At 55.5% G+C, this 11481-nt stretch carries 9 protein-coding genes; 5 read left to right on the forward strand and 4 right to left on the reverse strand.

The window, feature by feature from the left end; genetic code table 11:
- Positions 1-55: 55 nt before the first annotated feature.
- Entirely contained in the window at positions 56-877 is an 822-nt protein-coding gene (locus tag CEE69_RS25435; RefSeq protein ID WP_099263404.1) for a class I SAM-dependent methyltransferase, read from the reverse strand.
- Positions 878-1115: 238 nt separating this feature from the next.
- Between CEE69_RS25435 and CEE69_RS25440 the strand changes: the two genes are divergently transcribed.
- Together CEE69_RS25440 and CEE69_RS25445 are read left to right on the forward strand one after the other, a co-directional pair.
- Positions 1116-2465, forward strand: coding sequence for an anti-sigma factor family protein (locus CEE69_RS25440; protein ID WP_233215630.1), 1350 nt, complete (start codon positions 1116-1118; stop codon positions 2463-2465).
- Positions 2466-2637: 172 nt separating this feature from the next.
- Positions 2638-2904 carry a hypothetical protein gene (locus CEE69_RS25445; RefSeq protein ID WP_099263406.1) on the forward strand — a complete coding sequence of 89 codons (267 nt, stop codon included), beginning with the start codon at positions 2638-2640 and terminating at the stop codon, positions 2902-2904.
- 70 nt (positions 2905-2974) lie between these two features.
- Here CEE69_RS25445 and CEE69_RS25450 read toward each other — a convergent pair whose 3' ends face one another.
- Together CEE69_RS25450 and CEE69_RS25455 are read right to left on the reverse strand one after the other, a co-directional pair.
- The gene (locus CEE69_RS25450) at positions 2975-5041 is read right to left on the reverse strand and encodes a S46 family peptidase (RefSeq protein WP_233215631.1); all 2067 of its coding nucleotides are present in this window, start codon (positions 5039-5041) and stop codon (positions 2975-2977) included.
- A gap of 90 nt (positions 5042-5131) precedes the next feature.
- Positions 5132-7174, reverse strand: a complete 2043-nt coding sequence (locus CEE69_RS25455) for an ABC transporter ATP-binding protein (protein ID WP_099263407.1) — start codon at positions 7172-7174, stop codon at positions 5132-5134.
- Between the two features lie 195 nt (positions 7175-7369).
- On the opposite strand from CEE69_RS25455, the gene CEE69_RS25460 reads away from it, so the two are divergent.
- Both CEE69_RS25460 and hemQ read left to right on the forward strand, forming a co-directional pair.
- The gene (locus CEE69_RS25460; protein WP_099263408.1) at positions 7370-8074 is read left to right on the forward strand and encodes a hypothetical protein; all 705 of its coding nucleotides are present in this window, start codon (positions 7370-7372) and stop codon (positions 8072-8074) included.
- 117 nt (positions 8075-8191) lie between these two features.
- Positions 8192-9085, forward strand: a complete 894-nt coding sequence (hemQ, locus tag CEE69_RS25465; protein WP_233215632.1) for a hydrogen peroxide-dependent heme synthase — start codon at positions 8192-8194, stop codon at positions 9083-9085.
- A 98-nt stretch (positions 9086-9183) separates the two neighbouring features.
- On the opposite strand, the gene CEE69_RS25470 is transcribed toward hemQ, so the two are convergent.
- Positions 9184-10002 carry a sugar phosphate isomerase/epimerase family protein gene (locus tag CEE69_RS25470; RefSeq protein WP_099263409.1) on the reverse strand — a complete coding sequence of 273 codons (819 nt, stop codon included), beginning with the start codon at positions 10000-10002 and terminating at the stop codon, positions 9184-9186.
- A gap of 259 nt (positions 10003-10261) precedes the next feature.
- Between CEE69_RS25470 and CEE69_RS25475 the strand changes: the two genes are divergently transcribed.
- The gene (locus CEE69_RS25475; RefSeq protein WP_099263410.1) at positions 10262-11158 is read left to right on the forward strand and encodes a fumarylacetoacetate hydrolase family protein; all 897 of its coding nucleotides are present in this window, start codon (positions 10262-10264) and stop codon (positions 11156-11158) included.
- Positions 11159-11481: the final 323 nt, after the last annotated feature.

Consider the following 11481-nt stretch of genomic DNA (forward strand, 5'->3'; position numbering starts at 1 on the left):
AAGCAGATCAGTCGGATGCTTTGGAACTATCAATTGCCGCGGCGATCCGGCTAGATCAGTTTTCTGGAATCCAAAGTCTCTGGGCCGTGGGTGAATCCGCGGACAGCTCATTTCGCCGTCGAGCTTTGATCCGAACGTAGGGTGGAACGAAACGAGCTCGCTCGGCAAAGCTGCCCGGTTCGGCATCTCGTTTGGCATGCATCGGTTCGGCCATGTCCTCGATCACGAACCCGGATCGGCACATGCCGCCGATCAATTCTTCCCACCGATGCAGGAACTCCACCGCACCGGGTTCTCTCAATCGAGCGGCGACCGGATTGGCGGGAGGCGGCGGAACGGGTGTGTTGGGGCCAGACTTCACGGACAATCCACTGCGGTAGTACGCATGTTCCACCGTGTATCGGGGCGAACCGTTCGAGGCTGCACGGGGTTGGGTCGACGTTTGCAGGCTCGCCGGCGATTTGTGCTGGCTGATATAAATGCCGCCGCCGCGAATCACGCGAGCGACCTGGGCGTAGACAACCATGACCGAAGGCACATAACACGTGCTGACCGGGTGAATGACGATGTCGAAATGTCCCGCGGGCAACATGGACAAATCATCCATCGATCCTTCGATCAATTCGACTTGGTGACCCCGCTGGCGAGCCGCGATGCGGTCCTGTTCCAGCATCGCGGGCGAGAGATCCACAACCGTCACGCGAGCCCCCGCGGCAGCGTACAAGCAGCTTTGTCGGCCCCCGCCCGCAGCGAGGCACAAAACTTTTTGCCCCGAAATGTTTCCGCCCAACCACCCCGCCGCGTCGACCGTCCGCAGCGGATCGGCCAATTCCTCGTCCGAAACAATCTGGCACAGCGGAGATCCGGCGGCCGTCATCCGCTGATAAGCCTTGCGATTGGCCCCTAAAATGGTCTCGCGATCGATGGTGGGCACCCCAGACGGAACGATTTCAAGCTAATTTGGGAACTTTGTGAGTTCATCCGCCATCTGACACCTTGACAACCCGATGCACCGCTCTGGCGGCCGGCTTGTTCACACTGTACCCCTACGCATGGACGCGTCGCGTTGGTTCGATACGTTTCAAACCTCGCTTTCGCTGCAAAAGAACAGCATCATGTCTCTAAAACCCGAACAGATCGATCAGCTGATCAGCGACCATTTGGATGGTCGTTTGAGCGATGATCAATCGCAATGGCTCGCCGAGCAGTTGCGCATGGACGCTGACTTAGCCCAGCGAATCACCGATGCGGAATTCGATCGTCAAATGTTGCGATCGCTGCACCAAAGCACAACCACCTCATCGAGCTTGCCATCCGATTTTGCATCCCGCGTTGTCGCTGCGGCACAGCAACGAGCCATCGACGATGAATTGTCGTCCGATCACCCGCTGCGAAAACTTCCCGTTTCGGTCCCTGTCGAATCGGTGATTCCTCAATCCAGTCGCAATGCCCGACGAACTTGGGTGGCTGCGATCGCCGGATTGGCCGCGGCAGGATTGTTGGTTGCCTCGCTGCAAAATCGTTTGAGCGATACCGATCCGAACACTCCAATTGGTGATCCTTCCACCGTGGTCGCGCAAGCCGATCCGGCCAATGTTGAAGTCGATCCAGTCAATGACTTGGATTCGCGGAGTGCTCCCGCCGTGGAAACCATCGCGGCCAATGATGGTTCGACGGAACAATCTGCCGACGGTTTGCCCGTTGGCAACATGCTCGCTGAAGACACATCAACGACCACGAATTCGGTCGCAGACCTGGAGGCATCCACCAACAACGGACCGGACCGCCCCGAGCCAAACGCCATTGCTTCGGCAATGAATACCGAAACAACGCCCAAGCTAAACGCTGCTCCCGTCGACATGTCGGCGACCGTTGCTGCTGGTAACAACAGCGAAGTTCAGTCGCTCTCCGGTGCGGTTTTGATCTACGACGTTCAACTCAAACCAGAAGCCCGCGACCCTGGTGCACGCAACCACTTTGCGTTGAACAGTGATCCGGTTCGAAAGGCGATGACAACGGCCGGCTTGTCCACTTCAAGCAAGCAACTTGTCAACGAACGTTTGATTGAAGCAACTCGCGAATCAGTCACCCTGAACGACAACACTCGTTATCAAATTTTGTTGTTGCGAGGTCCAGCGAAACAATTGGATCGCTTGTTCCTCGAACTGCTCGCGGACGAAGACTCGATTGAATCCGTCGGTATGTCGATGGCGATGGGCAACGCAGTCTCCGGCATCGCTTGGCAACAAGATGAAGACGTGGCTCCTTCGAGTGCCGTTGCCTATGACTTGAATGCCAAAGACAAGCGTTCGTTGCAACGACTCGGCATGGCACTGAGTAACCGCGACTTCATGCCCGTCGAAGCCGAATCATTCACCAACCGAATTGATTTTGCTCTGGGTTCACCCGAAGCCGCCAGCACTGGCAACGACTTCATCACCGAAGTCCTGGTCATCGTTCGCTGAGACTCTTGGTTTCCAAAGCGGAAACAGCGAGACGCCTGCAGGTGCCTGTTTCAGGCGTGAAATTTCTGGCATGAAATGTGCGACCGTGGAAAAGTCTCACGCGTCAATGTCGATGGTTTGATTCATCGGGCGCGTCACTTAATTCTCACGCTCCCACTTAGAGAGGATCATCATGCCTTGGAAATCATTCGCATTGACCGCCGCGTTCGCAACCTGCTTGACCGCAATCGGATGTGACGAAGCCCAGTACGATATGTCGGTCGACAACTACAACGAAGAAGTGCAAGAAGGCCGAGAAGAGCTCAACGAAGCTCAGGTTGACGGTGCGATCTCGTCCGACGAATTGGAAGAGCTCGAAGATCAGAATGAAGAGATTCGCGAAGCAGCCGGCGAAGTCGCAGAGCAAACCGGTGACTTGATCGAAGCCAAATCGGACTGATTGAGAATCGACCGTTGAGCGACTGGTGGATCTTCTGTCCACCAGTCGAAAATCTTTTGGCCGAAACGACTCAGTTCCCGAGTTGATCGGCCAAGTCGTTGGCTTGGTAGATCGAACGCAGGGCTTCGGGAATTGCGACGCCGGACACACTCACCGCTCGGCTCAGGACGTCGGTGTAGAGGTAGTCGCTGGTCAGGCTTTGGATGTTTCCATCAAAGATCAGTCCCACCAAGGCTCCATCTCGATCGACCACCGGTGAACCACTGTTTCCACCAATAATATCCGCGGTGCAGACAAAGTTGAGCTGGGTATCCAAGTCGATCTTGTCTTTCGCGGACATCCAAGATTCGGGAAGGTCAAAATCTTCTTGCCCTTCATGTTCCTTCGCGTGGGTGAACGCACCTGCGAAGTTCGTTGTCGGCTCAATCTGTTCGCCGCGTTCTTCGTAACCAGAAACCACACCGAACGCCAAACGCAGTGTGAAAGTTGCGTCGGGATAGCCTCCGGTGCCTTCGATTACAGTCGTCGCTTGGGTGATCTCCGCGTAAGCCTGCTTTTCACGTTCGCTGAGTTGCTCGTTTATCTTGTCGATTCGGCGATACTCTGGTGCGATCACACGAGCCATTCGGATCATCGGATCTTTCGATGCCAAGACGGCGTCCAACCCACCCTCGATTAGTGCCTTGCGTGTTTCGACGTCCTTGATTTTCGTCCCGGACACCAATTCGCTGGCGACTTGTTTGGGCGAACGTCCCGCCAAGACTTCTTGAACGATCGAGTCGTTCATGCCGCGGCTTTCGAGCAACAAAGCGATCTCGTCGGCTAACTTCACCATTTCCAAATCGTCGTAGATCGGTGCCGGTGAAAGCAATTGAGCCATCAGCGATTCGCGCCCCGAATCGGTGTATCCGGGCAAACGTTCTTCATTGGGTTTGCGATCTTCTTCTGACAAAATCAGAATTCGAAGAGCGAGTTGGAAAAGCTCACTGCGAAGCGATACCGAGCGGTCTAGCAACTCAGTCTTCTCCTTCTGCACTTCCGCGACTTCTTTCCAAGCGTCCGCCAGTCCCGAGTGTTCCTGTGACTTAGAAAGTGCAGTCAGCAGACGATCTTGGCGACCTCTTTTGGACACAAACGTTTGCGGATCCTGCAGTCCAGCCAACATGCCTGAGTAAGCCTTGCGAGCGTTTTGGATTCCAAACAACTCGTCGCGTCCACGGCGAGCCGCTTCTTTGCCTTCCAAACGATATTGCTGAAGCAGAACCTCTTTGCGACGAAGCAAATCCAACACATGAGGCAATCGTTCGTCGCGAAGGTACTCCAGCGCCTCGACGGTGAAGATCCGCTGCGTGCGACCAGGGTGACCGCTGACAAAGACAAGGTCTCCATCTTTGGCCGGTTGATCGTTCCATTTCAGGAAGTGTTCCAGCTTGGCAGGTTCGCCATCCTCATAGACACGCATCAACGTCGCGTCGAGGTTGTAGCGAGGGTATTCAAAGTTGTCCGCGTCGCCACCAAAGAATGCGGCAGCGGTCTCGGGAGCCCATACCAATCGCACGTCGGTATATTTCTTGTATCGATAAAGGTGATACTTCGCTCCGCCAAACAGCGTCACGACGTCGCTTCGCAAACCGGTTTCATCGAGCGATTCTTTCTCGATCGTCGCGATCACTGCCCGGCGTTGTTTGGCGGCTTCTTCAGCGTCCGCGGCTTCGGTGATCTGCTCGTTGACTCGATCGGTCACGTCCTCGATCGAGATCAGTTGATTCAGTTCCAGATCAGGTGCCTTGAGTTCCTCGTCAAAGCTCTTCGCCAAGAACCCATCGTCAATCAGGTTGCGATCTTTGGAACTGAGTTTGGCCAACGTGTCGCTGGCAACATGGTGGTTGGTCAGCACCAAACCGTTGGAGGACACAAACGATCCGGAACCACCGGAATTAAACCGAACCGAAGAGAGCTGCAAATGCTTCAGCCATTCTTCGGACGGTTCGAACTGATGTCGGTCTCGCAGCAATTCGCGAGGGACATCGTTGAACAAATACATGCCTTCATCAGCATGCGAATTGCTGGACAGACCAGCCAACGCGAAAACCATGCAACTTCCCGACAAGAACCAACGGCGCACGTGTGCAAACATGATGGATAAACCAGAAACACGAGGGGACAGAATCCTGAATCTCTAGTTCAGCCGTTGCGACGGTCACATGCAACCGGTCGTCGGGCCTGATCAAGCCGCGTCGGTCAGATCGCTGTGGCAGAGGCTGCGATAGAAAGAATTGCTAGCAAGCAATTGGTGATGCGTTCCCACATCGGCGACTTGGCCCAAATCCAACACCGCGACTCGATCGGCCATCGCGAGCGTGCTGGCTCGGTGAGTGATCATGATTCCCGTGCGATTCTCCAAGAACGTTTCGAGCGCTCGGTGAATCAGCTGTTCACTTTCGATGTCGATTTGGCTGGTCGCTTCATCCAAAATCAAAATGTCTGGATCACGCAAGAAGGCTCGTGCGAGCGCGATTCGTTGCATTTGTCCGCCAGACAATCGAACTCCGCCGGATCCGAGCAACGTTTGATAGCCATCGGGTGTTTTCCGGCGAATGAAATCATCCGCGAAAGCCAACTTGGCCGCTCGAACCACGTCGTGAGCGTCCGCGCTGGGACTGCCGTAACGAATGTTGTTTTCGATCGTGTCGTCGAACAGCACCGTTCGTTGATTCACCAACGCGATGCGTCGACGAAGATCGCGGGTCGGCAAACGGTCGATCGCGACATCGTCGAAACAGACTTCGCCCTCGTGCGGGTCGTCGAAGCGACAGAGCAAATTGATCAACGTGCTTTTGCCACAACCATTGGGCCCAATCAAGGCGATTGTTTCGCCGTGCTGGATCGTCAGATCGATGCCTCGCAACACCATCGGTCCGGATGGGTATTGGAAGTGGACGCCTTTGAACTGAATCGCGTTGTGGGGTCGATCCAAGTGAACCGGATTGGTGGGCTCGGTGACGCGAATGGGTTCGTCGATGATTTCGTACACACGATTCGAAGCGGCAATGCCCCGCTGAAGCGACGTCCAAACGTCGGACAATTTGCGAGCGGGATCCGAAGCACCAATCAGAAGACCGAAGAACAGAAGGACTTGGCCAACGTCGAGCGGACGAGCGCTCATGCGAATGCCCAGCAAGTGTGTTTGTTGGTTGATGACCAAGTATCCGCCCGCCAAAATTGCCAAACCGACCATCGTTAGGCCGAGCAATTCGCTGCTGCTGCGAGCAAGTGTGTTGTACAACGCCACCTTCATCGAGCGGCGGAAATAGGCCTGCACACGGGCACGAAAACGGGCTCGTTCGTAGGCTTGTGTGTTGAATGATTTGACGACGTGAATACCACCGAACGCATCATTGAGCATCCCGTACAAGCTGCTCATCTCTTCCATCGCTCGGCGGCTGGCGCGGCGAATCGCACGGCTGAGGTGTTGCATCACAAACGCCATCAGTGGCGATACGATCATCACCAACAACAGCAATCGCCAGCAAACCGTGGCGGCTCCAAACAAACACACCGCCATCTTGAGCGGTTCGCGAATCAGACGTCCTAGCAGCGTGCTGACTCCAACGGCGATGTGTGCGACATCGTTGGTCAGACGACTGGTCAGGTTGGCGGATCCGTTTTGGCCAAAGTGATCGAGGTCCAAGTGCAAGGATTTGCGAAAGTACTTTTCTCGCAGTTCCATCACCGTGCCTTCGGCGACGTATTGAACGAGCATCAGGTTGATCGTCAGGGCAACCAACTTGATTGCGGTTCCGCCGACCAACATCACGACGATGAAGACCAACGTCGGGAAGGCTCCTCGCGGAGCGGATTGGTCGATCCAGGGCTGAGCCCACGACAGCCAATCCACGGTCTTTTCCGTCGCCGTTTGAGCCAACTCGGCGGAAGAAATTTCGAATGTGGTGGCGCTGATTTTCTGTTCCAGGGATGCCTTCGTGTCGGCGTCAGTCGCTGACTCGGCTTTCTGTTCCAGCTCCTTCAACTCGTCTCGCAGTTGGACGAGTTCGACACGTTGTTCTTCCATCGCGATTCGCGAATCGGCCAAACGCTCATCGACGTACGAAGGCAGATCGTCGCCTTTGAAGACGACCTCCACCATCGGGTACAGCGTGCCGATGTTTGCGCCCCACAAAGCTGCAATCACCAACGACGACAGCAAGATGCCCAACAAGGACATGCGACGTCGCAGCGATAATCGCAGAACTCGGCGAAAACTCTTCATGGAAGTAAATCAAACGAGCGGGAAATGGGTTTTGCTTGGCACACGGCTACCAAAGATCGCTTGTACCAAGCGGCTCGTTTTTCTCGCCAGGGTGATTCGCGTCTTGTGACCGAGTGTTCGAGTTTGGTAGCGAATTCGGTATGCACGCGGAGATTTTGACTCCCGCCCATCGGTTCCTCCATCGATCGCCGTCCCATGTTGAACTACCCGATTCGCCGAAATTTCGCTGGGACTTCGCCTTCCACCCCACGTTCACTCAATGATCTGAGCGCCCGGCGCTGGTTCGCTGGCTTGAGGTGCCTGGTATTCGCTGGGTTGGTCGTATCGCTGACGACTTCGGCTCGTGCACAGCTTCCTGCGCCGGTCCAATTGCCGCTTCAAAGCGGCGAAACCATCGTGTCATCCGAGACTTACATCGATGGAGCCCCTCAATATTCTGGCGAGGCGGACTACTGGGCTGGGTTCAACGCACCGGCCCAGGTTCCTCATGTGATTATCCAGGCTCCCACGCCGCCGAAGGTCACACGGAAACATGGCTACGCGCCGAACCAGTATTCCAGCCACCAGCAACAGGGATCCATGCAGCATGGGCCTCAGCCTTCCTCCGGTTCCTTGCACCCACATTTGCATCACGCTCACCAAAAAGCCGCCGTTGCGGTCGCCCCTTTGACCCATCCACCCGGGGTCGAAAACGATCCTGGTGCGAAAGGCCCCGGCCGTTTGGGCGTGGGTGAACACTGGGTCAAAAACCCGCAGGCTCGCCAAACGATCCCCGCTGCCACGGTCCAACCACGCTGGAAAACGCCGTATTCCTATGGCTATTTCGGTGCGGAAGGCAAACGACATTGGTCCCGACAACACGGCTACCAAGACCGTTCTTTGCAGTGGTCGCTGCGATAACGCGCTGCAAAATCATCGATCGAGATCTACAATGGGTGGCTCGATGAAGACTGGTCCTGATCCGGGACCCTCTGCATCGTGTCGACGTCCCTCAAAACACCCACTCGATCGACCTCCATGACATCTGATCCATCGCAGTCGCGTCCGCCCGCTTCCTCCGCTGGCGGTCCTCCTCCGGGAGTCGGCCGACCCGGACACGCTCCCTTGCCCGAACCAAGTGTGGTTCCCGAAGAAGGTTGGCACTGCGGTCACTACTTCTATCGTTTCCGCCGCGAAATGTTTGATGGTTCGATTTCACCGGGTCATCGCGAACAGTTCCTGGCGGCGCTGAACCCAACCGGCGACGCGGTCCCGGAACGCTTGGCGTCTTATTGGATCAGCGGTCATGACTGCGACTTCGGCGTCATGGTGATGGATCCTGATCCAGCCAAAGTCGATGGCATTCATCAAGCGATCATGGCACCGGGCATTGGCCGATTGATCGAACCCGCTTGGTCGTTTGTTTCTGTCAGCGAAGTCAGTGAATATGTGCCATCGATTGAAGAGTATCGCCGGCGATTGATCAAAGAAGGCAACGCACCGGACTCACCCGAATTGGCCGCGAAAGTGGGTGCCTACGAGCGACGTTTGCCGATGATGAATCGCAATCGTCTGCAGCCAGAGATTCCGGATTGGCCATCGGCATGTTTCTATCCGATGAACAAGAGCCGGGTCCCGGGTGCGAACTGGTTCATGGAACCCTTCAGTGCTCGCAACCAAATGATGGCCGAACACGCTCAAAGCGGAATGGCTTTCGCGGGCAAGGTCAGCCAACTGATTTCAGTCGGTGTGGGACTGGATGATTGGGAATGGATGGTGACCTTGTGGGGTCGCAACCCTCAGTACCTGAAAGACATCGTCTACAAGATGCGATTCGATAAAGCGAGCGCGAAGTACGCCGAGTTCGGCCCATTTTATGTGGGCTACAAAGCGGACGCGGACGCGATCTTGAATCACTGCCGTTTGGTCTGATCGCGGACTGATCACAACGTTGTTGCTCAATCGTAGGTCCGGTTCCCACCGGACGCCGATCTTCAACGCGTCAATCATTTGTCCGGTGGGAACCGGACCTACGTTGATTTCACAGGACCGAGGTTTTGGTCCAGATACGATCGGGTGTGATCGAGCACCGATTCGTAGCTGAGCGGTTCAACGTCTTCGCCGATCAATTCCACTTCGATCGGTCCGGCGAATCCGAGTTCCAGAACTCGATGCACGAGCGATTGAATCGGCACGCAGCCTTCACCCAGCAAACAACGATTCATCTCACCAAGTGGACTGTGACGCCCGTCGCCCAACTGCATCAAATGCATGAACGGAACGACGTGAGGCAGCATGTCCAGCACTCGGTCGTCCATTCCGACGTGGTAGGTGTCCAGCACGATTCCCAGGTTGGGACTGTTGACGATATCGAGAATCTCGAGGGTCGATTCCAAATCGTTGACGAATGACCATTCCACGCCACAACCGGCATGAATGGGTTCCAACGACAGCTTCACCCCAAATTCCTCGGCAATGATGGCCAAGTGAGACAACGCGTCGCAAAGCGTCCGCCGTGCGTGCTTGCGAATGTGATTGTTGCGGCCACCGGCCAACACGATCAGTGTTTCGGCTCGCAGTTCCGCTGCATCACGAACGGCGCCCATCGCATCGCGAACGGCATCGTCAAATCCTCGACCGTCGCTGCCGGTGAATCCGCCGACCCAACTCAGCGAGGTGGCTTGCAGATTGGTTTCGGCCAACAACTCCACCGCTCGATCAATTCCCAGGTCGTCCAACTTGGGTCGGAACAAACCAATGCCTTCGAAACCTCGATCGGAATAAGCTTGTGCGTCTTGCTCGAATTCCCATCGAAGTGTCGACAATTGGTTGATCGCCAAGGTGTTCATAGACGGTGGGAAAAGAGAGGATCGAACTCGCCCGCTGGCAACGCCATAGCGACCGCGGGGATCGGAGTATGCCGACGCGAGGTCGCAGTGTAAAGATTCGTTTGGGCCGCTGCAGCCATCCCCAAACAATTGAGCGGATCGCTATGGTATTGCTTGCAAATGAATGTATTTGCTAGCAAATCGACTTTCGGTCTGATTCGCTTGCTTTGACGACTCGCATCCACTTCCTCACCTTCTTGCCACTTCGATTGGTTCCCTCATGGTTGCTTTCTGCCGTTACATTGATTCTTCCGGTGACACACGTTTGGCGATCCGAAAAGAGCCCGAAACTCAACTGGCTCCTCGCCCAAAGGTTTGTCCCGTTGGCGATTTGTTGGGTGCGGAAGTCGAACAAAAGTGGCTACAGGGCAACACTCTGTTTTCGCTTGGCCAATCGGACTTCGATCAGTTGCCCACTCCCGATGAGTCTCAATGGACTGATGCGCCGGACCAGTTGCTGCCACCGGTGCCCTGTCCGGAAAAGATTCTGTGCATCGGTTTGAACTACCTCGATCACGCGATTGAGACCGGCGCCGAAAAGCCGTCGTTGCCAGTTGTGTTCAGCAAGTTCAATTCAGCTTTGGTCGGACACGGACAAGACATCGTGCTGCCGAAGATCAGTGACAAAGTCGACTACGAAGCCGAGTTGGTTGTGGTCATCGGCAAAACCACTCGCCACGTCGATGCCAGCGACGCGATGGATTCGGTGTTTGGCTATGCGGTCGGCCACGATGTTTCATCGCGAGATTGGCAAAAAGGTCGTCCCGGTGGCCAGTGGCTGGTCGGCAAATCCTTCGACACGTTCGCGCCGCTTGGACCGGCTGTCGTCACCGCCAATGAGATTTCGGATCCAGGCAATCTGCCAATTCGATTGCATATCAACGGCGAAACCCTGCAGGAAAGTAAAACCGACCAGCTGATCTTTGACATTCCGACGCTGATCGCTCACCTGTCGAAATTCATGACGCTGAAGCCTGGGGATCTGATTTTCACGGGCACTCCATCGGGAGTCGGCGACGCTCGAACACCGCCACGTTACTTGGCACCCGGTGATCGCTGTGTGGTCGAAATCGACGGCATTGGACGTCTGGAAAACACCTGCCAAGCCGAAGCGTGATATCGAAGGACCGAGAGTTTTCTACACCTTCCCTCTGGAAGGGTCGGCCCGCTTCGGTCCGGGGAGGGTTAGGCGCTGGATCCGATGCTCGACCATCCCGGAGGCCGTGCAGTTTTACTTCACCTTCCCTTTGGGAAGGTGATTGGTTTTGGTAACCCCCACGCGTCAGTTTTGAAGATGCGCTTTTTCCTCTAATGGCCAACGGCCTCGTTCAACATAGCCAGGGGCATCGCCCTTGTCTTTACCCACAAGTCTCGTTCGTCTTGTGAAACACTTGGTTGAATTTTATCGTTTTTCAGCTTTGAATTCTGGTCGGGAAACTC

It is taken from the genome of Rhodopirellula bahusiensis (genome assembly GCF_002727185.1).
GTDB lineage: Bacteria > Planctomycetota > Planctomycetia > Pirellulales > Pirellulaceae > Rhodopirellula > Rhodopirellula bahusiensis.

Excerpts from the sequence above, each read along its gene's own strand:
- CEE69_RS25470 (WP_099263409.1), bottom strand. The coding sequence starts at position 10,002 with ATGAACACCTTGGCGATCAACCAATTGTCGACACTTCGATGGGAATTC.
- CEE69_RS25475 (WP_099263410.1), top strand. The coding sequence starts at position 10,262 with ATGGTTGCTTTCTGCCGTTACATTGATTCTTCCGGTGACACACGTTTG.
- hemQ (WP_233215632.1), top strand. The coding sequence starts at position 8,192 with ATGACATCTGATCCATCGCAGTCGCGTCCGCCCGCTTCCTCCGCTGGC.
- CEE69_RS25440 (WP_233215630.1), top strand. The coding sequence starts at position 1,116 with ATGTCTCTAAAACCCGAACAGATCGATCAGCTGATCAGCGACCATTTG.
- CEE69_RS25445 (WP_099263406.1), top strand. The coding sequence starts at position 2,638 with ATGCCTTGGAAATCATTCGCATTGACCGCCGCGTTCGCAACCTGCTTG.
- CEE69_RS25460 (WP_099263408.1), top strand. The coding sequence starts at position 7,370 with ATGTTGAACTACCCGATTCGCCGAAATTTCGCTGGGACTTCGCCTTCC.
- CEE69_RS25435 (WP_099263404.1), bottom strand. The coding sequence starts at position 877 with ATGACGGCCGCCGGATCTCCGCTGTGCCAGATTGTTTCGGACGAGGAA.
- CEE69_RS25450 (WP_233215631.1), bottom strand. The coding sequence starts at position 5,041 with ATGTTTGCACACGTGCGCCGTTGGTTCTTGTCGGGAAGTTGCATGGTT.
- CEE69_RS25455 (WP_099263407.1), bottom strand. The coding sequence starts at position 7,174 with ATGAAGAGTTTTCGCCGAGTTCTGCGATTATCGCTGCGACGTCGCATG.